Below are 18,470 nucleotides of genomic sequence, written 5' to 3' on the forward strand. Positions count from 1 at the left end.
ACGGCCCTAGCGGCCGGCTGGCTGCCTTGTGAAGCTTGCCGGATTTCGGTCAATGCACCGCCGGCAGGCCAAGCTCGTCCCATTTTTCCCTGGGGACCAGATCGCCAACCAGGAACTCAAAGCCGACGACGCTTTCGCCGTCCCCAGCCAGTTGGCATCTGAACTTCAGGCTATACCAGTTTCTGCGGCTACGGAAAGCCGCGCCATTCGCGGCGATGGTGGTTCCAGTGATTTTTTCCTCCGCCATTGCGTAGGGCACGACCCGCTCCGGCTTGAAATCCGTACGCCATTTGCGGATCTGATCCATGGCTTCGAGATTGCACAGCTGAACCATGCGCTCGTCGGAAGCGAAGGTGGCGAGATCGGCGCGCGCCTGCCGGCTGTGCGGATCGGCCAGTGTCTTGGCCGACAGCATTTCGGTCGGCCGGATCATGGCCGGCGCGGCGGGCGGTTGCGGTTCGGGCGGGATCGAGGCAGGCGGAGGCGCCGCTGCAGGCGCTTCAAGCGGTGCCGGCGTCATTGGCGGTGGCCTGGTCGCCGCCTCGAATTGTCGCGACGTCAAGATGTCGACCGACACCCGCTCCTCTTCGACCCGCTTGGGCCGCTTCGGCAACGGCATCAAGGCCAGCATCGCAGCCAGCAGCGTGTGCAGAACGACCGAAGCGGAGATTCCCCAAGGCGAAGCCTGGTTTGGAAGCGTGACGACGACCGGGGCACGCAAGCCTGCTATTCCCGCTCTTTGCGCAGCTTCGCCCAATAGTCGAGCCGCTTTCTGATGTCGCGCTCGAAGCCGCGTTCAGGCGGATCATAAAAGGTCTGCCGCCCCATCTTCTCGGGAAAATAGTCCTGGCCCGAAAAGGCATCCGGCTCGTCATGGTCGTAGCGGTAGCCGGCCCCGTAATCCTCCTCTTTCATCAGCTTGGTTGGCGCGTTGAGGATGTGTTTCGGCGGCAGCAACGAGCCATGTTCCTTGGCCGCACGCGTGGCTGCCTTGAAGGCGGTGTAGACGGCATTGGATTTGGGCGCGGTGGCGAGATAGACGGTGGCCTCGGCAAAGGCGAGTTCGCCCTCGGGCGAGCCGAGATAGTCGTAGGCGTCCTTGGCGGCGTTGGCCACGACAAGCGCCTGCGGGTCGGCAAGGCCGATGTCTTCCATGGCCATGCGCACCAGCCGGCGGCCGAGATAGAGCGGATCCTCGCCGGCATCGAACATGCGTGCCAGATAATAGAGCGCGGCGTCGGGATCGGAGCCACGCACCGATTTGTGCAGCGCCGAGATCAGATTGTAGTGGCCGTCCTGGCCCTTGTCGTAGATCGGCGCGCGGCGCTGGACGATGCGCTGCAGACCTTCGGGGTTGAAAATCTCGCCTGGCTTTGCAGCCCGCCACACCTCTTCAGCAAGCGTCAGCGAGGCGCGGCCGTCGCCATCGCTCATGCGGATGAGCATCGCCCTCGCCTCGTCGTCGAGCGGCAACGCCCTGCCCTCGGTCTCCTCGGCTCGCGCCATCAGCTTGGCGATGCTTTCCTCGCCCAATGAGTGGAACACCAGCACACGCGCGCGCGACAACAGGGCCGCGTTCAGTTCGAAGGACGGGTTTTCGGTGGTGGCACCGACCAGCACGACGGTCCCGTCCTCCATGACTGGGAGAAAGGAATCCTGCTGGGCGCGGTTGAAGCGATGGATCTCGTCAACGAACAACAAGGTCTGGCGACCGTTGGTACGGCGCAGCTTGGCGGCTTCGAACACTTTTTTCAGGTCGGCGACGCCGGAAAACACCGCCGATATCTGCTCGAAAGCAAGGCTGGTTTCGCCGGCAAGCAACCGCGCCACAGTGGTCTTGCCGGTGCCGGGCGGTCCCCAGAAGATCATCGAGCCGAGTGAGCCGGAACCAATCAGCCGGGTCAGCGCGCCATCAGGGCCGGTCAGATGCTCCTGGCCGACGACCTCACCGAGGTTTTTCGGCCGCAGCCTGTCGGCGAGCGGCCGCCCGGGCGACGCCTTTTCCGGTTCATCGACGCTGAACAGATCGGCCATGCACTTCTTTTTGGTTGGAGCATGAACCCGAAGGGACGTGCTTTAATAACGCAATACCTGACGCAGTATCTGCCCGCCGCGCTCGACGGTAAAGCGCCACCAGCGCGTATCCGCCTGGGCGGCCTGCTCCAGTGTCGCCGCGGTATCGATGGTGGTGCCGTTCACCTCGCGCACGATATCGCCCGGCTGGAAGCCGAAATCGGCGGCCGGCGAGTCGCGGTTGATGTCGACCACGGTGACGCCCTTGATGTCGGTGCGCAGGCCAAGCTTCTGGGCAAGCCGGGGCGACAGTTCGGCGACCTTGGCGCCCGAGAAGGGGCTGCGGCCGTGCAGCGTCACTTCAGCCGCCTTCATGCCTTCCGGAGCGCGCTCCAGCGCGATATCCATCGCCGCTTGCTGGCCCTTGGTCAGAACCGCGAAATTTGCATTGGTGCCGATCGACAGCGTCGCCATCCGGTAATCCAGCGCTTCGATGCTCTCGACCGGCTTGCCGTTGAGCTGCATCACGACGTCGCCAGGCTTGAGCCCCGCCTTGGCGGCCGGGCCGGTCGCCTCGACCGACGATACCAAAGCACCGGTCGGCTTCTCCATGCCGAGCGATTCGGCAATCTGCGGCGTCACCGCTTCGAACTCGGCGCCGATATAGGGCCGTTCGAAGAAGTCGAGCCCGGCCTTGGCGGCATCGGCGAAGGCGCGCACCATGTTTGCGGGGATGGCAAAGCCGATGCCGATCGAGCCGCCGCTGCGGCTGTAGATCGCCGTGTTGATGCCGACCAGCTGGCCGCCCATGTTGATCAGCGCACCTCCCGAATTGCCGGGATTGATGGCGGCGTCGGTCTGGATGAAGAAGCTTGAATCGGCGACGCCAATATGGCTGCGGGCAAGTGCCGAAACGATGCCGCTGGTGGTGGTCTGGCCGACCCCGAAGGGATTGCCGATGGCCAGCACAAGATCGCCGACCTCGAGCGCATCGGAATCGCCGATGGCGATGACCGGAAACGGTTTGTCCGAGGTTATCTTGAGCACTGCAAGGTCGAGTGTCTCGTCCTTCAGCATCACCTTGCTGTCGAACTCACGCCCGTCCGCGGTCGCCACCTTGACCTGGTCGGCGTCCTTGATGACGTGGTAATTGGTGACCACAATGCCGGTCGGGTCGACCAGCACGCCGGAGCCCAGGGAAGACTGTGCGCGCGGCTGAGAACGGCCGAAGAACTCCTCGAAGAACGGATCGCCGTCGAAGGGCGACGTCACCTTGGCGGTCTGCGAGGCATAGACGTTGACCACGGCCGGCGCCGTCTGCTTGACCAGCGGGGCGAATGACAGTTGCACCTCTTCGCGGCCGAACGGCACGCGCTTGTCGGGACCGGACGTAGAGTTCTCGCCTTCGACGCCATGCAAGAGGTCGGTCAGCACGTCGGACAGGCCGGGATCGGTCTTGGTCTCCTCGGCCAATGCCTGCCTGGCCACCGGTGCGGCTGCGAACGCCATCATGGCGAAGAGCAGAACAAGGGACAGTCGGTTGGCGCGCATTCACGAATCCTCCAAGGCGAGTTCGGGGGCATTGTCCCGACGATTGTGCAAAATGAAAGGCTAAGCCGCTGAAATCCGATTATTTTGGCCAAAGAGCCTCGGCTCCGGCCTGAAGATCGGCTTTGGGCTGCAATCTCCTGCTTTCAGAAAACAAAAAGGGGCCCGTGGGCCCCTTTGCATTCACTCCGGAAAACCAAGCCTTATGCGGCTGCGGCGTCCGCGTCGGTGCCTTCGGCTTCGATGCGGGCGCGGTCGCCGGCGCCCTTGGCCGAGGTGTCGCGATCGACGAACTCGATGACAGCCATCGCGGCATTGTCGCCGTGACGGAAGCCCGCCTTCATGATGCGCAGATAGCCGCCGTTGCGGGTAGCGTAGCGCGGGGCGATGGTGTCGAACAGGCGCTTGACGACGCCTTCATTGCCGATCTGCGCGATCACCTGGCGGCGGGCGTGCAGGTCACCGCGCTTGCCGAGAGTCACCAGCTTCTCGACGATCGGACGCAGATCCTTCGCCTTCGGCAGGGTGGTGACGATCTGCTCGTGCTCGAGCAGCGACACGGCCAGGTTGGCGAACATCGACTTGCGGTGGCTTATGCTGCGGGCGAACCGGCGGCCCTTAAATCCGTGGCGCATGGCTCTTCTCCTTCATTGCGGGTTCAGAGGCAACGCCTCAATATTGATCTTCGTAACGCTTGGCGAGGTCTTCGATGTTTTCCGGCGGCCAGTCCGGCACTTCCATGCCGAGGTGCAGGCCCATTGCCGCCAGGACTTCCTTGATCTCGTTCAGCGACTTGCGGCCGAAGTTCGGGGTGCGCAGCATCTCGGCTTCGGTCTTCTGGATCAGGTCGCCGATATAGACGATGTTGTCGTTCTTCAGGCAGTTGGCCGAACGCACCGAAAGCTCGAGCTCGTCGACCTTCTTGAGCAGCGCCGGGTTGAAGGCGAGCTCGGTGACGGCTTCGGCGGCGACTTCCTTCTGCGGCTCGTCGAAGTTGACGAACAGGCCGAGCTGGTCCTGCAGGATGCGAGCAGCGAAAGCCACCGCGTCCTCGCCGGTGATCGAACCGTCGGTCTCGATCGTCATGGTCAGCTTGTCATAATCGAGAACCTGGCCCTCGCGGGTGTTCTCGACCTTGTAGGAGACCTTCTTGACCGGCGAATACAGGCTGTCGACCGGGATCAGGCCGATCGGCGCGTCTTCGGCGCGGTTGCGGTCGGCCGGCACGTAACCCTTGCCGGTGTCGACGGTGAATTCCATGCGGATTTCAGCGCCCTCGTCCAGCGTGCAGATGACGTGGTCGGGGTTGAGAATTTCGACGTCGCCAACCGTCTGGATGTCGCCGGCGAGAACCGCACCCGGTCCCTGCTTGCGCACGACCATGCGCTTGGGGCCATCGCCTTCCATGCGGATGGCGATTTCCTTGATGTTCAAGACGATGTCGGTCACGTCCTCGCGCACACCGGCGATGGACGAGAATTCATGCAGAACGCCGTCGATCTGCACGGCGGTAACAGCCGCACCGCGCAGCGAAGACAGAAGCACGCGGCGCAGCGCGTTGCCGAGCGTCAGGCCAAAGCCACGCTCGAGCGGCTCGGCGACCAGCGTGGTCAGCGTCTTCTTCTTCGACGAGAACTCGATCTTGTTCGGCTTGATCAGTTCCTGCCAATTTTTCTGGATCATGATGCTTTCCTTCCGTTGACCCGCCACCATCCAATCGTGGCGGGCGACCTGGAATGCCGTGGAGGAGCGCCACAAAGGGCGCTCGCGCGGCGTTCGGTAATTTTTTTAGACGCGGCGCTTCTTGCGCGGGCGGCAGCCATTGTGCGGGATCGGCGTCACATCACGGATCGACGTGATGGTGAAGCCGGCCGCCTGCAGGGCGCGCAGTGCCGATTCACGACCGGAGCCGGGTCCGCAGACCTCGACTTCGAGCATGCGCATGCCGTGTTCCTGGGCCTTCTTGGCAACGTCCTCGGCAGCCATCTGGGCAGCGAACGGGGTCGACTTGCGCGAACCCTTGAAGCCCTGGGCACCGGCCGACGACCAGGCAATCGAATTGCCCTGTGCGTCAGTGATGGTGATCATCGTGTTGTTGAAGGTCGAATTGACGTGGGCAACGCCCGACGAGATGTTCTTGCGTTCGCGACGGCGAACACGAGCGGCTTCCTTGGCCATGATAGTCCTTTCAGTTGATCTCTACACCGCCGTAATGCCAGCGGCTCCACCTTGCAAAAGCGAGTAGGGCGAAGCGAATAGTGGGTAGAAACCTATTCGCCACGAGCTATTCGCTATTCGCTCAATTACTTCTTCTTGCCGGCGATCGACTTGGCCGGGCCCTTGCGGGTGCGCGCATTGGTATGCGTGCGCTGGCCGCGAACCGGCAGCGAGCGGCGGTGACGCAGGCCGCGATAGCAGCCGAGGTCCATGAGCCGCTTGATGTTCATCGAGACTTCGCGGCGCAGGTCGCCCTCGACCTGGTAGTCGCGGTCGATGGTTTCGCGGATCTGCAGCACTTCCGCGTCGGTGAGCTGGTTGACGCGACGCTCGGCCGGGATGCCGACCTTATCGACGATCTCCTGGGCGAACTTCTTGCCAATGCCGTGAATGTACTGAAGCGCGATGACGACGCGCTTGTTGGTCGGAATGTTGACGCCGGCTATACGAGCCATATTCTTCTCTTCTCCATGTGGGCCGGACGAACCGGCGCTATCTTAAGTTGCCCCGCGTCCGGTGGAGGCCGGCCCATGCGGGAGTTTCCAGTTCAAAGCGGCTGCCTTGCCCTTGCGGACAAGCAAAGCCGATGCCTGATAGGAAGACGGGCCGCCATACCGCAGCGAACCGCTCCCGTCAAGTGCAATCGTTTAAATTCCCCGCGTTGCGTCCCTTAGCACCGCTTCGATCTGTCCCGTCACGGCGTCGATATCGGCCATGCCGTCGACGCTGCGGAGCTTGCCCTTGGCATAATAGTAGCCAATCAGCGGCGCCGTCTTCTTGTAGTATTCCCTCAGACGCTCCTCGAACACGGTCGGATTGTCGTCCTTGCGCACGGGCTGGCCGGCGGCTTGTGCTTCGTTGGCGCGCTTGACGATACGACCAACCAGCGCCTTGTCGTCGACGACAAGTTCAATGACCGCATCGAGGCCCTGCGAGCGATCCGAAAGCATCTGCTCAACCGCGTCCGCCTGCACCAGGGTCCGCGGATATCCGTCGAGGATGAAACCCTTCGCGCAATCCGGCTGATCGATACGTTCGGCGACGATGGCGTTGACGATGGCGTCGGAAACCAGTTCACCGGCATCCATCACCGCCTTGGCGCGTTTGCCGACTTCGGTGCCAGCCTGGACTGCAGCACGCAGCATGTCGCCCGTCGAGAGCTGGGGTATGCCGTGTTTTTCTACCAGTCTTTGTGCTTGTGTCCCCTTGCCCGCCCCTGGCGGCCCAAGCAATATCAACCTCATCTGGCTTTCTTCCCCCCGCGCAGCTTCGACTTCTTGATCAGGCCTTCATACTGGTGCGCGATCAGGTGGCCCTGAATCTGCGCAACCGTATCAAGCGTGACACTGACCACGATCAGAAGCGATGTGCCACCAAGGTAGAATGGTACGCCAGTCGCCGAGATCAGGAACTCCGGCAGCAAGCACACCAGCACCAGATAGATGGCGCCGACGACGGTGATGCGGGTGAGAACGTAATCGATGTAGTCGGCGGTGCGCTCGCCCGGACGATAGCCCGGGATGAAGCCCGAATGCTTCTTGAGCTGGTCGGCGGTGTCCTTCGGGTTGAAGACAATCGCAGTGTAGAAGAAGGCGAAGAACACAATCATCGCCGCGTAGAATGCCATGTAGAGCGGTTGGCCGTGGCCGAGCGACGCCAGCACGGTGCTGGCCCAGGCCGGCATGTTGGTCGTCTGCGAGAAGCCTGCGACGGTGGCCGGCAGCAACAGCAGCGACGACGCGAAGATCGGCGGAATGACGCCTGACGTGTTGAGCTTCAGCGGCAGATGCGAGGTATCGCCCTGGAACATGCGGTTGCCGACCTGGCGCTTCGGATACTGGATCAGCAAGCGGCGCTGGGCGCGCTCGAAGAACACGATCAAGGCGATGACGACGATGGCCAGGACGATGATCGCCAGGATCAGGCCGGTCGACAGCGCGCCGGTGCGGCCAAGCTCCAGCGTGCCGGAGATGGCATGCGGCAGGCCGGCGACGATGCCGGAGAAGATGATCAGCGAGATGCCGTTGCCGATGCCTCGGGCGGTGATCTGTTCGCCCAGCCACATCAGGAACATGGTGCCGCCGACCAGAGTGACGACGGTCGAGATGCGGAAGAACATGCCGGGATCGCTGACGATGCCGTTGCCGCCCTCCAGGCCGACCGAAATGCCATAGGCCTGAACCAGCGCAAGCAGCACGGTGCCGTAGCGCGTGTATTGGTTGATGACCTTGCGGCCCTGTTCGCCTTCCTTCTTCAGCGCTTCCAGCGACGGGATAACCGACGTCATCAGCTGCATGATGATGGAGGCGGAGATGTAAGGCATGATGCCGAGCGCAAAGATCGCCATGCGCTGCACGGCGCCGCCGGCGAACATGTTGAACATGCCGAGCACGCCCTTGCTCTGCGATGAGAAGGCCTGGGCGAAGGCGTCGGGATTGATGCCGGGAAGCGGAATATAGGTGCCGAGGCGATAGACGAGCAACGCGCCGATGGTGAACCAGATGCGTTTCTTCAGGTCCTCCGCTTTGGCGAAGGCCGAGAAATTCAGATTCGAGGCTAGTTGTTCAGCAGCCGAAGCCATGCCTGATTCTCCGCTTGGTAACGCTTGATGGCCCTTGAGGTCAGGCGGCGCGTTTCACCGAAGCTCACGAGATAAGCTCCGGGCTCTAAACATGCAAGCGGCCGCGTTGACGCGGCCGCCTAATTGAGCAGATCAAAGCACGATCGTGAGCAAAAACGGATCCCGCTCGCGCTTCAAATTGCCGTTACTCGGCAGCTGCCTTTTCCGGCAACTTGACCGAGCCGCCGGCCTTTTCGATCTTCTCGATCGCGGCCTTGGAGGCGCCGGCGACGTCGAAGGCGAGCTTCGCCGTGATCTCGCCGTCCGAGAGGATGCGCACGCCGTCCTTGACGCGGCGGATGACGCCGGCAGCGACCAGCGATTCAGCCGTCACGGTTGCCTTGGCGTCGAGCTTCTTGGCGTCGATGGCCACCTGGATACGGGCCAGCGAGACGACGGTGAAGCTCTTGGCGAAGATGTTGTTGAAGCCACGCTTCGGCAGACGCCTGTAGAGCGGCATCTGGCCACCCTCGAAGCCATTGATGGCGACGCCGGAGCGCGCCTTCTGGCCCTTGACGCCGCGACCGGCGGTCTTGCCGGAGCCGGAGCCGATGCCGCGGCCGAGACGCTTCTTGGAGTGCGTCGCGCCGTCCTTGTCACGCAGATCGTTGAGTTTCATATGGGTTCTCCTGCGCTCTGGCTCAGCCCTCGTCCACGACGCGGACGAGATGCTGGACGGCAGCGATCATGCCGCGCACGGAGGGTGTATCTTCCAGCGTGCGCTGCTTGTGCATCTTGTTGAGGCCGAGCCCGACCAGCGTCGCGCGCTGTTCCTTCGGGCGGCGGATCGGCGAGCCGATCTGCTCAACGGTGACGGTCTTTGTTGCTTTCTTGGCCATGGTCAAAATCCCTGGTCAGATCGACTATTCTTCAGCCGCAACGGCGGTGCCGCGGCGGGCCTGAAGGGTCGAATACTTGATGCCACGAGCAGCAGCCACATCCTTGGGATGCATCTGGCTCTTCAGCGCGTCGAAGGTGGCGCGAACCATGTTGTAGGGGTTCGACGAACCCATCGACTTGGCGACCACGTCATGCATGCCGAGCGTCTCGAAGACGGCGCGCATCGGGCCACCTGCGATGATGCCGGTACCTTGCTTGGCAGCGCGCAGCAGAACGCGTCCCGCGCCCCAGCGTCCCTCGACGTCGTGGTGCAGCGTACGGCCCGAGCGCAGCGGCACGAAGATCATGTCGCGCTTGGCCGATTCAGTCGCCTTGCGGATAGCTTCCGGCACTTCGCGCGCCTTGCCGTGACCAAAGCCGACACGGCCCTTCTGGTCGCCGACGACGACGAGTGCTGCAAAACCAAAGCGACGGCCGCCCTTGACGACCTTGGCGACGCGGTTGATGTGGACGAGCTTGTCCACCATGCCGTCATCGCGTTCTTCACGATCGCGGCCGCGGCCGCCATCCCTACGTTCCTGTGCCATATCCTGTTCCTTGTTTTTTTCCGGAAGCACGGTTGCTGATAAGATCCGGCGCCTCTGTGGGTCACCGGGGGCGAAAGTCCTTTAGAAGCTCAAGCCGCCTTCACGGGCAGCCTCGGCGAGCGCCTTGACGCGGCCGTGATAGATGTAGGCGCCGCGGTCGAAGACGACTTCCTTGACGCCGGCCTTGGTGGCGCGCTCGGCGATCAGCTTGCCGATCGCGGCGGCAGCGGCGGTGTCGGCGCCGGTCTTGAGCGAACCCTTGAGGTCCTTCTCGAGCGTCGAGGCAGCGACGATGGTGTGGCCCTTGGCGTCGTCGATGACCTGCACGTAGATGTTCTTCGACGTGCGGTGAACCGACAGACGCGGACGCTCGCCGGCGACCTTCTTGATCTGACGACGGACGCGCTGCGCACGGCGCTGCGTGGATTCCTTGGTACCCATGATAGTCTTCCTTGCCTTCAAAAAAACGGGGGCCGCCATATGCGGTAGGCGAAACGCCTCCCGCGACCGCTCCCCGCGGCGTTACACTTCTTTGGCTTGGACCTTTCCGAAAAGTCTGCAACTTTTCGGAGCCAAGCCCACTACTTCTTCTTGCCTTCCTTGCGGACGATCTTCTCGCCAGCATAGCGGACGCCCTTGCCCTTGTAGGGCTCCGGACCGCGGTATTCGCGGATCTCGGCGGCAACCTGGCCGACCTGCTGCTTGTCGATGCCGGTCACGGTGATTTCCGTCGGCTTCGGCACAGCGATCGTGATGCCGGCCGGCGTCTCGTAGACGACGTCATGGCTGAAGCCAAGTGCCAGCTGCAGGTTCTTGCCCTGCATGGCGGCGCGATAGCCGACGCCGGTGATCTCGAGCTTCTTCTCGAAGCCGTCCTTCACACCCTGCAGGATGTTGACGATCTGCGTGCGCGACATGCCCCACTTGGAGCGCGCCGTCTTGGTCTGGTCGCGCGGCTGGACAGCGATCTCGCTGCCTTCCATCTTGACCAGCACTTCTTCGTTCACCACGAACTTCAGCTCGCCCTTGGGGCCCTTCGCCGTCACGGTCTGGCCGTTGACGGTCGCGGTCACGCCCTGCGGCAGCGAAACGGGTTTCTTTCCAATACGAGACATTTTGTTGTCCTCGTCACTTCTCTTGTTTCAGGTCTCTGTCTTCGGGCATGATCCCGAAGACCGGATTCCAATTTTTCCGATCACGCCAGATCAGAAGATCTGGCAGAGGATTTCACCACCGACGTTCTGTTCACGCGCTTCGTGGTCGGCCATCACGCCCTTCGGTGTCGAAAGGATGGCGATGCCGAGGCCGTTGGCGACGTGCGGAATCGACTTGGCCGAAACGTAGACGCGGCGGCCAGGCTTCGAAACGCGGGCGATTTCGCGCACGACGGGCGCGCCGTCGAAATACTTCAGCTCGATCTCGATTTCGGACTTGCCGTTGTCGAAGTCAGTCTGGCTGTAATCGCGGATATAGCCTTCAGCCTTCAGCACGTCGAGGACGCGGGTACGCAGGCGCGAGGCCGGCGTCGAGACGCTCGACTTCTTGCGGCCGTAGGCATTGCGGATGCGGGTCAGCATATCGCCGAGAGGATCGCTCAATGACATGTTATGTCCTCCTTACCAGCTCGACTTGACCAGGCCCGGGATCTGGCCGTTGTTGCCGAGATCACGGAGCGCGATGCGCGATACTTTGAGCTTGCGATAGTAGGCACGCGGACGGCCGGTGACTTCGCAGCGGTTGCGGATGCGGATCTTGGCCGAGTTGCGCGGCATGGCGGCAAGCTTGAGCTGAGCGCGGAAACGCTCTTCCATCGGCTTGGACTGATCCATGATGATCGCCTTGAGCGCAGCGCGCTTGGGACCGTACTGGTCGGCAAGCTTGCGGCGCCTGTTGTTCTTCTCGACTGAGCTGGTCTTTGCCATTTCAGATTTTTCCTTTTCTCGCAGCCGTTACTGGCGGAAGGGGAAGTTGAAAGCCTTGAGCAAAGCCCTGGCTTCGTCGTCCGTCTTCGCAGTCGTACAAACGATGACGTCCATGCCCCAGATCTGATCAACCTTGTCGTAGTTGATCTCCGGGAACACGATGTGTTCCTTGATGCCCATGGCGTAGTTGCCACGGCCATCGAAGCTCTTCGGATTAAGTCCGCGGAAGTCGCGGACGCGTGGCAGTGCGATGTTCACGAGGCGGTCGAGGAACTCGTACATGCGTTCCTTGCGCAGCGTGACCTTGGCGCCGATCGGCATCTTCTCGCGGACCTTGAAGCCGGCGATGGAGTTGCGGGCGCGGGTAACGACAGCCTTCTGGCCGGCGATCATCGCCAGGTCCTCGGCCGCGATCGAAGGCTTCTTCGAGTCGCCGGTCGCTTCGCCAACGCCCATGTTCAGCACGATCTTGTCGATGCGCGGAACCTGCATCTCGTTGTCGTAGCCGAACTGCTCTTGCAGCGCCTTGCGGATGGTCTCGTTGTAGACCTGCTTGAGGCGCGGCGTGTTCTGAGCCTTGGACTGCTTGCTTTCAGCCTTGGGCTTCGTGGTTTGAGCCTTAGCCATTGATGACTTCTCCCGAGCGCTTGGCGACGCGCACCTTCTTGCCGTCCTTCTGGAAGATGAAGCCGACGCGGGTCGGCTTGCCATCCTTGGGGTCGGCCAGCGCGATGTTCGACAGCTGGATCGGCGCTTCCTTGGTGATGATCCCGCCCTCTTGGGACTGGGACTGCTTCTGGTGACGACGGATCATGTTGACGCCGCGCACCAGCGCGGTGTCTTCCTTCGGCTGAACCGAGAGGACTTCGCCCGAACGGCCCTTGTCCTTGCCGGCCAGCACGACGACCTTGTCGCCTTTTCTAATCTTTTGCATTGGTCCGGCTCCTTACAGCACTTCTGGCGCGAGCGAGATGATCTTCATGTGGTTCTTGGCGCGGAGTTCGCGCGGAACCGGTCCGAAGATACGCGTGCCGATCGGCTCTTTCTTGTTGTCGACGAGAACGGCTGCGTTCTTGTCGAAACGGATCACGCTGCCGTCCGGGCGGCGGATGTCCTTGGCCGTGCGAACCACGACCGCCTTCATCACATCGCCCTTCTTCACGCGGCCGCGCGGGATGGCTTCCTTGATCGACACCACGATGATGTCGCCCACGGAAGCGTATTTCCGCTTCGAGCCGCCCAGCACCTTGATGCACATGACACGACGGGCGCCGGAATTATCCGCGACGTCGAGGTTTGTTTGCATCTGAATCATGACTGGCCGCCTTCTTCTTTTCTAACGGGACGGGCTCAAAGCCCCTCCCCGGTCTGTCCAAAATTCGTTTGTTTACGCCCAGAGGTCAGGCTTGGTCCGAAGACACGACGATCCAGCGCTTGTCCTTGGAAATCGGCTTCGATTCCTGGATGAACACCTGATCGCCAACCTTGTGGGCGTTGTTCTCGTCGTGCGCCTTGTACTTCTTGGTCATGCGCACGGTCTTCTTCATCACGGGATGCGTGAAGCGCCGTTCGACCTTGACGACAACCGTCTTCTCGTTCTTGTCGCTGACGACGGTGCCCTGCAGAATGCGCTTTGGCATGGTTTTCGTCCTTAAGCCTTCTTAGCCGCGGACTTTTCCGCAGCGATGGTCTTGATACGCGCAATGTCCTTACGGACCTGTCTCACGCGCGCGGTCTTCTCGAGCTGGCCGGTGGCCTTCTGGAAGCGCAGGTTGAACTGCTCCTTCTTCAGGCTGGCCAGGTCGTCGGTCAGCTGGTCCTGGGTCTTGGTCCGGATGTCTTCGGCTTTCATGATCAGCCCGTCCTTATTCTGCGATGCGCTGCACGAAGCGCGTCTTGACCGAGAGCTTGGCCGCGCCGAGACGCAGTGCCTCACGGGCGGTTTCTTCATTGACGCCGTCGATCTCGAACATGATGCGGCCCGGCTTGACGCGCGCCGCCCAGTAGTCGACAGCGCCCTTGCCCTTGCCCATGCGGACTTCGGTCGGCTTCGAAGTGACCGGCACGTCCGGGAAGATACGGATCCAGACGCGACCGGCGCGCTTCATTTCACGGGTGATCGCGCGGCGGGCCGCCTCGATCTCACGCGCGGTGACGCGGTTCGGCTCAAGCGCCTTCAGCCCGAAACCACCGAAATCCAGGTTGGTGCCGCCCTTTGCGGTACCATGGATACGGCCCTTGAACTGCTTGCGGAACTTTGTGCGCTTTGGCTGCAGCATCGTTCTAACTCCAAATTCCTAAATGTCTCAGGCGTTTTCGCGACGACGACCGCGTTCGCGATCACCACCACCGCCATGTGCAGCATCACCCTCGGTCGCACGACGTTCCGAAGCCATCGGGTCGTGCTCGAGGATCTCGCCCTTGAACACCCAGACCTTGACGCCGCAGATGCCGTAGGCCGTGTTCGCCTCGGCCGTGCCGTAGTCGACATCGGCGCGCAGCGTATGCAGCGGCACGCGGCCTTCGCGGTACCATTCCATGCGCGCAATCTCAGCACCGCCAAGACGGCCGGCGCAGTTGATGCGGATGCCTTCGGCACCGAGGCGCATCGCCGACTGCACGGCGCGCTTCATGGCGCGACGGAAGGCGATACGACGCTCGAGCTGCTGGGCGATCGACTGGGCGACCAGGGTCGCGTCGATTTCCGGCTTGCGCACTTCGACGATGTTGAGGTGCGTCTCGGACTTCGTCATCTCCATCAGCTTCTTGCGAAGCTTCTCGATGTCGGCGCCCTTCTTGCCGATGATCAGACCCGGGCGCGCGGCGTGGATGGTGACGCGGCACTTCTTGTGCGGACGCTCGATGACGACCTTCGAGATCGCGGCCTGCTTGAGTTCCTTCTCAAGATACTTGCGGATCTTGATGTCCTCATGCAGCAGCTTGCCGTACTCGCCGGTGTTCGCGAACCAGCGCGAATCCCAGGTGCGGTTGATGCCGAGGCGAAGACCGATCGGATTGACTTTCTGGCCCATTATGCGGCCTCCCCTTTTTCTTCGACTTCACGAACGACGATCGTGAGGTGCGAGAACGGCTTCTCGATACGGCTGGCGCGACCACGGCCACGGGCATGGAACCGCTTCATGACGATCGACTTGCCGACATAGGCTTCCGCCACGATCAGTGCGTCGACGTCGAGGTCGTGGTTGTTTTCCGCGTTGGCGATTGCCGATTCCAGCGTCTTCTTGACCGTGCCGGAAATCCGCTTGGCCGAGAATTCGAGATCGGAAAGCGCTGTCGCGACCTTCTTGCCGCGGATCAGCGCGGCAACCAGGTTCAGCTTCTGCGGGCTGATACGGATCGTGCGCAATACGGCGCGCGCTTCGTTGTCAGCAAGCCTGCGCGGAGCTTTGGCCTTGCCCATGATTATTTCCTCTTCGCCTTCTTATCCGCGCCGTGACCGTAATAGGTCCGGGTCGGAGCGAATTCACCGAACTTGTGACCGACCATGTCCTCGTTCACCGAGACGGGAACATGCTTCTGGCCGTTGTAGACACCGAAGGTGAAGCCGACGAACTGCGGCAGGATGGTGGAGCGACGGCTCCACATCTTGATCACCTCATTGCGACCACCTTCACGAACCTTGTCCACCTTCTTGAGAAGGTAGCCGTCGATGAAGGGGCCTTTCCAAATAGAACGAGTCACTTGGCGTTACCTCTTCTTAGCTCTTGCGCTGATGGCGCGAGCGCAGGATGAACTTGTCGGTCGCCTTGTTGGACCGCGTCTTCTTGCCCTTGGTCGGCTTGCCCCAGGGCGAAACCGGATGCCGGCCACCCGAGGTGCGGCCTTCACCGCCGCCGTGCGGATGGTCGACCGGATTCATGGTCACGCCGCGATTGTGCGGACGCTTGCCACGCCAAACCGTACGACCAGCCTTGCCGTCGTTGATGTTGCCATGGTCCGGATTGGACACGGCACCGACGGTGGCCATGCAGGAGCCGTGCACGACACGCTGCTCGCCCGAGTTGAGGCGCAGGATCGCCATGCCCTGGTCGCGGCCGACCAGCTGGCCGTAGCCACCTGCCGAACGGGCAACCTGGGCGCCCTTGCCCGGCTTCAGCTCGATGTTGTGGACGATGGTGCCGACCGGCATCGAGGCCAACGGCATCGCATTGCCCGGCTTCACGTCGACGGCTTCACCGGAAACGATCTTGTCGCCGGGCGCCAGACGCTGCGGAGCGATGATGTAGGACAGCTCGCCATCGTCGTACTTGATGAGCGCGATGAAGGCGGTGCGGTTCGGATCGTATTCGATGCGCTCGACCGTGCCGACAACGTCGAACTTGCGGCGCTTGAAGTCGATGATGCGGTACGAACGCTTGTGGCCACCACCGATGAAGCGGGCGGTGATGCGACCGTAATTGTTGCGGCCGCCCGACTTGGTCAGGCCCTCGGTCAGACCCTTGACGGGCTTGCCCTTGTAGAGGCCCGAGCGGTCGACGATGACCAGCTGGCGGGTGCTCGGCGTTACCGGGTTGAATTTTTTCAGTGCCATTGTTCTGTCCTCGCGGCCTTGCTCAGAGACCCGTCGCGACGTCGATCGACTGGCCGTCGGCCAGCGTCACAATCGCCTTCTTGACGTCGCTCTGGCGGCCGATCGTGCCGCGGAAGCGCTTGATCTTGCCCTTGCGGACAAGCGTGTTCACGGCCATCACCTTGACGCCGAACAGCGCTTCGACGGCGGCCTTGATTTCCGGCTTCGACGCCTTCTTGGCGACGTTGAAGACGACCTGGTTCTGCTCGGAGGCCATGGTCGACTTTTCGGTGATCGCCGGCGAGACGATCACGTCATAATGACGAAGGTCGGTCATTTAAAGCGCTCCTCGAGAGCCTCGACGGCGGCCTTCGAAAGGACCAGCGTGCCGCGGCGCAGAATGTCGTAGACGTTGATGCCCTGGATGGGCAGCACGTCGATGTTGGGGATGTTCGTCGCCGCCAGCTTGAAGTTCTTGTCAAGCTCGGCACCGCCGATCACCAAAGCGTTGGTCAGGCCCAGCGTCGCGAAATTCGCGATCAGCGCCTTGGTCTTGGCCTCGGTCAGCTTCAGCTCGTCGATGATGATGATCGACGCGCTCTTGGCTTTGGCCGAGAGAGCATGCTTGAGGCCAAGCGCGCGAACCTTCTTCGGCAGTTCGTGCTCATGGCTGCGAACGACCGGGCCGTGGGCCTTGCCGCCGCCACGGAACTGCGGAGCGCGTGCCGAATGGTGACGGGCGCGGCCCGTACCCTTCTGCTTGTACATCTTGGCGCCGGTGCGCGCGATCTCGGCGCGGCCCTTGGCCTTGTGCGTGCCCTGCTGCTTCTTGGCGAGCTGCCAGCGCACGACGCGCTGCAGGATGTCCTCGCGCGGATCAAGGCCGAAAATCTCCTCGGAGAGTTCCACCTTGCCGGCGTCCTTGCCGCCAAGCGTTGTGATCTTGAGATCCATTATTCCGCTCCCTCTGTGGCCGGAGCCTCGTTCTTAGCAACGGCGCGGATCGCGGCAGGCTTCGGCGCGTTGGCCGGCAGTGCCACCTTGGCCGCATCGCGGACCAGGATCCAGGCGCCCTTCGATCCGGGAACCGCACCGCGGATCAGGATCAGGCCGCGGTCGGCGTCGGTCGAAACGATCTCGACATTCTGCGTGGTGACGCGGGTGTCGCCCATGTGGCCAGCCATATGCTTGCCCTTGAACACCTTGCCCGGGTCCTGGCGCTGGCCGGTCGAACCGTGCGTACGGTGCGAGACCGAGTTACCATGCGTCGCGCGGCCACCACCCATGTGGTGGCGCTTGATGACGCCCTGAAAACCCTTGCCGATCGTCGTGCCCGTCACATCGACCTTCTGGCCGGGGACGAAATGCTCGACGGTGATTTCGGCGCCGACATCGATCATGTTGTCGGCGGAGACGCGGAACTCGGCGACCTTCGCCTTCGGCTCGACGGAAGCGGTCGCGAAATGGCCGCGCAGCGCCTTCGACGTGTTCTTCACCTTGGCAAGGCCAACGCCGAGCTGAACGGCAGTGTAGCCATTCTTCTCCTGCGTGCGCTGCGCCACGACCTGACAGTTCTCCATCTGGAGAACGGTGACGGGAACATGTTCCCCGGCATCGTTGTAGATGCGGGTCATTCCCACCTTCTTTGCAATCACACCTGAACGCATCGGTTCAATTCCTTTAGAGTTCCGGGCCAGGGGCACCGCCCCTTACCGCGCTCTCATTCCCTTAGAGCTTGATCTCGACGTCCACACCGGCGGCCAGATCGAGCTTCATCAAAGCATCGACCGTCTGCGGGGTCGGATCGACGATGTCGAGCAGACGCTTGTGCGTGCGCATCTCGAACTGCTCGCGGCTCTTCTTGTCGACGTGAGGCGACCGGTTGACCGTAAACTTTTCGATCCGCGTCGGCAGCGGAATGGGGCCGCGGACGTTGGCACCGGTGCGCTTGGCCGTCGACACGATTTCCTTCGTCGAGGCGTCGAGCACGCGGTGATCAAACGCCTTCAGGCGGATGCGGATATTCTGTCCGTTCATGCGTCACTTCCTTGTTCTGGCGCGGCGCGGGCAACTCCTGCGCCCGCGACAGATCGGTTTAAGTCCAAATTACTCTTTGATGGTGACGACGATGCCGGCACCGACGGTGCGGCCGCCTTCACGGATAGCGAAGCGCAGCTTCTCTTCCATGGCGA

31 protein-coding genes are annotated in these 18,470 nt (G+C 62.2%); all 31 read right to left on the bottom strand.

Annotation, left to right across the window (positions count from 1 at the left end; translation table 11 throughout):
* Positions 1 to 49: 49 nt before the first annotated feature.
* Positions 50 to 721 (bottom strand): DUF930 domain-containing protein, encoded by a 672-nt coding sequence (locus AC07FD_RS33470; RefSeq protein ID WP_478353302.1) that lies wholly within the window; start codon positions 719 to 721, stop codon positions 50 to 52.
* A 5-nt stretch (positions 722 to 726) separates the two neighbouring features.
* On the bottom strand, positions 727 to 2,034 hold the full coding sequence (locus AC07FD_RS33475) for a replication-associated recombination protein A (protein ID WP_095089693.1): 1,308 nt from the start codon (positions 2,032 to 2,034) through the stop codon (positions 727 to 729).
* Positions 2,035 to 2,076: 42 nt separating this feature from the next.
* Complete coding sequence (locus tag AC07FD_RS33480; RefSeq protein ID WP_095089691.1) at positions 2,077 to 3,564, bottom strand: DegQ family serine endoprotease; 1,488 nt, start codon at positions 3,562 to 3,564, stop codon at positions 2,077 to 2,079.
* A 200-nt stretch (positions 3,565 to 3,764) separates the two neighbouring features.
* Positions 3,765 to 4,196, bottom strand: a complete 432-nt coding sequence (gene rplQ / locus AC07FD_RS33485) for a 50S ribosomal protein L17 (protein WP_056588614.1) — start codon at positions 4,194 to 4,196, stop codon at positions 3,765 to 3,767.
* Between the two features lie 37 nt (positions 4,197 to 4,233).
* Entirely contained in the window at positions 4,234 to 5,244 is a 1,011-nt protein-coding gene (locus AC07FD_RS33490; protein ID WP_013531438.1) for a DNA-directed RNA polymerase subunit alpha, read from the bottom strand.
* 105 nt (positions 5,245 to 5,349) lie between these two features.
* On the bottom strand, positions 5,350 to 5,739 hold the full coding sequence (rpsK, locus tag AC07FD_RS33495) for a 30S ribosomal protein S11 (RefSeq protein WP_006205444.1): 390 nt from the start codon (positions 5,737 to 5,739) through the stop codon (positions 5,350 to 5,352).
* Between the two features lie 125 nt (positions 5,740 to 5,864).
* On the bottom strand, positions 5,865 to 6,233 hold the full coding sequence (gene rpsM / locus AC07FD_RS33500; RefSeq protein WP_006205445.1) for a 30S ribosomal protein S13: 369 nt from the start codon (positions 6,231 to 6,233) through the stop codon (positions 5,865 to 5,867).
* A gap of 192 nt (positions 6,234 to 6,425) precedes the next feature.
* Positions 6,426 to 7,022: an adenylate kinase gene (locus AC07FD_RS33505; protein ID WP_457155064.1), complete on the bottom strand. Its 597-nt coding sequence runs from the start codon at positions 7,020 to 7,022 to the stop codon at positions 6,426 to 6,428.
* Positions 7,019 to 8,359, bottom strand: coding sequence for a preprotein translocase subunit SecY (secY, locus tag AC07FD_RS33510; protein WP_126069209.1), 1,341 nt, complete (start codon positions 8,357 to 8,359; stop codon positions 7,019 to 7,021). The genes AC07FD_RS33505 and secY overlap by 4 nt, the downstream gene beginning before the upstream one ends.
* A gap of 184 nt (positions 8,360 to 8,543) precedes the next feature.
* Positions 8,544 to 9,017: a 50S ribosomal protein L15 gene (gene rplO / locus AC07FD_RS33515; RefSeq protein WP_478353303.1), complete on the bottom strand. Its 474-nt coding sequence runs from the start codon at positions 9,015 to 9,017 to the stop codon at positions 8,544 to 8,546.
* 22 nt (positions 9,018 to 9,039) lie between these two features.
* Positions 9,040 to 9,237: a 50S ribosomal protein L30 gene (gene rpmD, locus AC07FD_RS33520; RefSeq protein ID WP_023736690.1), complete on the bottom strand. Its 198-nt coding sequence runs from the start codon at positions 9,235 to 9,237 to the stop codon at positions 9,040 to 9,042.
* Between the two features lie 24 nt (positions 9,238 to 9,261).
* Positions 9,262 to 9,825, bottom strand: coding sequence for a 30S ribosomal protein S5 (rpsE, locus tag AC07FD_RS33525; RefSeq protein WP_006333394.1), 564 nt, complete (start codon positions 9,823 to 9,825; stop codon positions 9,262 to 9,264).
* An 81-nt stretch (positions 9,826 to 9,906) separates the two neighbouring features.
* Entirely contained in the window at positions 9,907 to 10,266 is a 360-nt protein-coding gene (gene rplR, locus AC07FD_RS33530; protein ID WP_023757972.1) for a 50S ribosomal protein L18, read from the bottom strand.
* Between the two features lie 140 nt (positions 10,267 to 10,406).
* Positions 10,407 to 10,940: a 50S ribosomal protein L6 gene (gene rplF, locus AC07FD_RS33535; protein ID WP_095089683.1), complete on the bottom strand. Its 534-nt coding sequence runs from the start codon at positions 10,938 to 10,940 to the stop codon at positions 10,407 to 10,409.
* Between the two features lie 90 nt (positions 10,941 to 11,030).
* Positions 11,031 to 11,429: a 30S ribosomal protein S8 gene (gene rpsH, locus AC07FD_RS33540; protein WP_006205453.1), complete on the bottom strand. Its 399-nt coding sequence runs from the start codon at positions 11,427 to 11,429 to the stop codon at positions 11,031 to 11,033.
* Between the two features lie 12 nt (positions 11,430 to 11,441).
* Positions 11,442 to 11,747 carry a 30S ribosomal protein S14 gene (gene rpsN, locus AC07FD_RS33545; protein WP_013895695.1) on the bottom strand — a complete coding sequence of 102 codons (306 nt, stop codon included), beginning with the start codon at positions 11,745 to 11,747 and terminating at the stop codon, positions 11,442 to 11,444.
* Positions 11,748 to 11,774: 27 nt separating this feature from the next.
* The gene (gene rplE, locus AC07FD_RS33550; RefSeq protein WP_095089681.1) at positions 11,775 to 12,374 is read right to left on the bottom strand and encodes a 50S ribosomal protein L5; all 600 of its coding nucleotides are present in this window, start codon (positions 12,372 to 12,374) and stop codon (positions 11,775 to 11,777) included.
* The gene (gene rplX, locus AC07FD_RS33555) at positions 12,367 to 12,681 is read right to left on the bottom strand and encodes a 50S ribosomal protein L24 (protein ID WP_013531428.1); all 315 of its coding nucleotides are present in this window, start codon (positions 12,679 to 12,681) and stop codon (positions 12,367 to 12,369) included. Before rplX ends, rplE begins: the two co-directional genes overlap by 8 nt.
* Positions 12,682 to 12,693: 12 nt before the next feature.
* Positions 12,694 to 13,062, bottom strand: a complete 369-nt coding sequence (rplN, locus tag AC07FD_RS33560) for a 50S ribosomal protein L14 (protein ID WP_006205457.1) — start codon at positions 13,060 to 13,062, stop codon at positions 12,694 to 12,696.
* 85 nt (positions 13,063 to 13,147) lie between these two features.
* Positions 13,148 to 13,387, bottom strand: coding sequence for a 30S ribosomal protein S17 (rpsQ, locus tag AC07FD_RS33565; RefSeq protein ID WP_010909280.1), 240 nt, complete (start codon positions 13,385 to 13,387; stop codon positions 13,148 to 13,150).
* 11 nt (positions 13,388 to 13,398) lie between these two features.
* On the bottom strand, positions 13,399 to 13,599 hold the full coding sequence (gene rpmC / locus AC07FD_RS33570; protein WP_006205459.1) for a 50S ribosomal protein L29: 201 nt from the start codon (positions 13,597 to 13,599) through the stop codon (positions 13,399 to 13,401).
* A gap of 13 nt (positions 13,600 to 13,612) precedes the next feature.
* Positions 13,613 to 14,026 (bottom strand): 50S ribosomal protein L16, encoded by a 414-nt coding sequence (gene rplP / locus AC07FD_RS33575; protein WP_013531427.1) that lies wholly within the window; start codon positions 14,024 to 14,026, stop codon positions 13,613 to 13,615.
* A 27-nt stretch (positions 14,027 to 14,053) separates the two neighbouring features.
* Entirely contained in the window at positions 14,054 to 14,779 is a 726-nt protein-coding gene (rpsC, locus tag AC07FD_RS33580; RefSeq protein WP_013895697.1) for a 30S ribosomal protein S3, read from the bottom strand.
* Positions 14,779 to 15,168 carry a 50S ribosomal protein L22 gene (gene rplV, locus AC07FD_RS33585; RefSeq protein WP_006205462.1) on the bottom strand — a complete coding sequence of 130 codons (390 nt, stop codon included), beginning with the start codon at positions 15,166 to 15,168 and terminating at the stop codon, positions 14,779 to 14,781. Before rplV ends, rpsC begins: the two co-directional genes overlap by 1 nt.
* Before the next feature lie 2 nt (positions 15,169 to 15,170).
* Positions 15,171 to 15,449 (bottom strand): 30S ribosomal protein S19, encoded by a 279-nt coding sequence (gene rpsS / locus AC07FD_RS33590; protein ID WP_006205463.1) that lies wholly within the window; start codon positions 15,447 to 15,449, stop codon positions 15,171 to 15,173.
* Positions 15,450 to 15,465: 16 nt separating this feature from the next.
* Positions 15,466 to 16,299: a 50S ribosomal protein L2 gene (gene rplB / locus AC07FD_RS33595; protein WP_095089679.1), complete on the bottom strand. Its 834-nt coding sequence runs from the start codon at positions 16,297 to 16,299 to the stop codon at positions 15,466 to 15,468.
* Between the two features lie 22 nt (positions 16,300 to 16,321).
* Complete coding sequence (locus tag AC07FD_RS33600; RefSeq protein ID WP_010909275.1) at positions 16,322 to 16,615, bottom strand: 50S ribosomal protein L23; 294 nt, start codon at positions 16,613 to 16,615, stop codon at positions 16,322 to 16,324.
* Positions 16,612 to 17,232: a 50S ribosomal protein L4 gene (gene rplD / locus AC07FD_RS33605; RefSeq protein ID WP_006333366.1), complete on the bottom strand. Its 621-nt coding sequence runs from the start codon at positions 17,230 to 17,232 to the stop codon at positions 16,612 to 16,614. The genes AC07FD_RS33600 and rplD overlap by 4 nt, the downstream gene beginning before the upstream one ends.
* Entirely contained in the window at positions 17,232 to 17,945 is a 714-nt protein-coding gene (gene rplC, locus AC07FD_RS33610) for a 50S ribosomal protein L3 (protein ID WP_095089677.1), read from the bottom strand. Before rplC ends, rplD begins: the two co-directional genes overlap by 1 nt.
* Before the next feature lie 61 nt (positions 17,946 to 18,006).
* On the bottom strand, positions 18,007 to 18,315 hold the full coding sequence (gene rpsJ / locus AC07FD_RS33615; protein WP_010909272.1) for a 30S ribosomal protein S10: 309 nt from the start codon (positions 18,313 to 18,315) through the stop codon (positions 18,007 to 18,009).
* A gap of 69 nt (positions 18,316 to 18,384) precedes the next feature.
* Positions 18,385 to 18,470: EF-Tu C-terminal domain-related protein (locus tag AC07FD_RS33620; protein ID WP_455749504.1), on the bottom strand; the 86-nt coding region annotated here is incomplete at its 5' end.

The organism is Mesorhizobium waitakense (assembly GCF_056431085.1).

Bases quoted from the DNA above. Each gene is read 5' to 3' on its own strand.
- rplD (WP_006333366.1), bottom strand. From the start codon at position 17,232: ATGGATCTCAAGATCACAACGCTTGGCGGCAAGGACGCCGGCAAGGTG.
- rpmC (WP_006205459.1), bottom strand. From the start codon at position 13,599: ATGAAAGCCGAAGACATCCGGACCAAGACCCAGGACCAGCTGACCGAC.
- rpsK (WP_006205444.1), bottom strand. From the start codon at position 5,739: ATGGCCAAGGAAGCCGCTCGTGTTCGCCGTCGCGAACGCAAGAACATC.
- rplE (WP_095089681.1), bottom strand. From the start codon at position 12,374: ATGGCTAAGGCTCAAACCACGAAGCCCAAGGCTGAAAGCAAGCAGTCC.
- rplC (WP_095089677.1), bottom strand. From the start codon at position 17,945: ATGCGTTCAGGTGTGATTGCAAAGAAGGTGGGAATGACCCGCATCTAC.
- rplB (WP_095089679.1), bottom strand. From the start codon at position 16,299: ATGGCACTGAAAAAATTCAACCCGGTAACGCCGAGCACCCGCCAGCTG.
- rplN (WP_006205457.1), bottom strand. From the start codon at position 13,062: ATGATTCAGATGCAAACAAACCTCGACGTCGCGGATAATTCCGGCGCC.
- secY (WP_126069209.1), bottom strand. From the start codon at position 8,359: ATGGCTTCGGCTGCTGAACAACTAGCCTCGAATCTGAATTTCTCGGCC.
- AC07FD_RS33600 (WP_010909275.1), bottom strand. From the start codon at position 16,615: ATGACCGACCTTCGTCATTATGACGTGATCGTCTCGCCGGCGATCACC.
- AC07FD_RS33505 (WP_457155064.1), bottom strand. From the start codon at position 7,022: ATGAGGTTGATATTGCTTGGGCCGCCAGGGGCGGGCAAGGGGACACAA.
- rpsC (WP_013895697.1), bottom strand. From the start codon at position 14,779: ATGGGCCAGAAAGTCAATCCGATCGGTCTTCGCCTCGGCATCAACCGC.
- rplQ (WP_056588614.1), bottom strand. From the start codon at position 4,196: ATGCGCCACGGATTTAAGGGCCGCCGGTTCGCCCGCAGCATAAGCCAC.
- rplF (WP_095089683.1), bottom strand. From the start codon at position 10,940: ATGTCTCGTATTGGAAAGAAACCCGTTTCGCTGCCGCAGGGCGTGACC.
- rpsJ (WP_010909272.1), bottom strand. From the start codon at position 18,315: ATGAACGGACAGAATATCCGCATCCGCCTGAAGGCGTTTGATCACCGC.
- rpsH (WP_006205453.1), bottom strand. From the start codon at position 11,429: ATGTCATTGAGCGATCCTCTCGGCGATATGCTGACCCGCATCCGCAAT.
- rplV (WP_006205462.1), bottom strand. From the start codon at position 15,168: ATGGGCAAGGCCAAAGCTCCGCGCAGGCTTGCTGACAACGAAGCGCGC.
- rpsM (WP_006205445.1), bottom strand. From the start codon at position 6,233: ATGGCTCGTATAGCCGGCGTCAACATTCCGACCAACAAGCGCGTCGTC.
- rpsE (WP_006333394.1), bottom strand. From the start codon at position 9,825: ATGGCACAGGAACGTAGGGATGGCGGCCGCGGCCGCGATCGTGAAGAA.
- rpsQ (WP_010909280.1), bottom strand. From the start codon at position 13,387: ATGCCAAAGCGCATTCTGCAGGGCACCGTCGTCAGCGACAAGAACGAG.
- AC07FD_RS33480 (WP_095089691.1), bottom strand. From the start codon at position 3,564: ATGCGCGCCAACCGACTGTCCCTTGTTCTGCTCTTCGCCATGATGGCG.
- rpmD (WP_023736690.1), bottom strand. From the start codon at position 9,237: ATGGCCAAGAAAGCAACAAAGACCGTCACCGTTGAGCAGATCGGCTCG.
- rplO (WP_478353303.1), bottom strand. From the start codon at position 9,017: ATGAAACTCAACGATCTGCGTGACAAGGACGGCGCGACGCACTCCAAG.
- AC07FD_RS33475 (WP_095089693.1), bottom strand. From the start codon at position 2,034: ATGGCCGATCTGTTCAGCGTCGATGAACCGGAAAAGGCGTCGCCCGGG.
- rpsN (WP_013895695.1), bottom strand. From the start codon at position 11,747: ATGGCAAAGACCAGCTCAGTCGAGAAGAACAACAGGCGCCGCAAGCTT.
- rplX (WP_013531428.1), bottom strand. From the start codon at position 12,681: ATGCAAAAGATTAGAAAAGGCGACAAGGTCGTCGTGCTGGCCGGCAAG.
- rplP (WP_013531427.1), bottom strand. From the start codon at position 14,026: ATGCTGCAGCCAAAGCGCACAAAGTTCCGCAAGCAGTTCAAGGGCCGT.
- rplR (WP_023757972.1), bottom strand. From the start codon at position 10,266: ATGGGTACCAAGGAATCCACGCAGCGCCGTGCGCAGCGCGTCCGTCGT.
- AC07FD_RS33490 (WP_013531438.1), bottom strand. From the start codon at position 5,244: ATGATCCAGAAAAATTGGCAGGAACTGATCAAGCCGAACAAGATCGAG.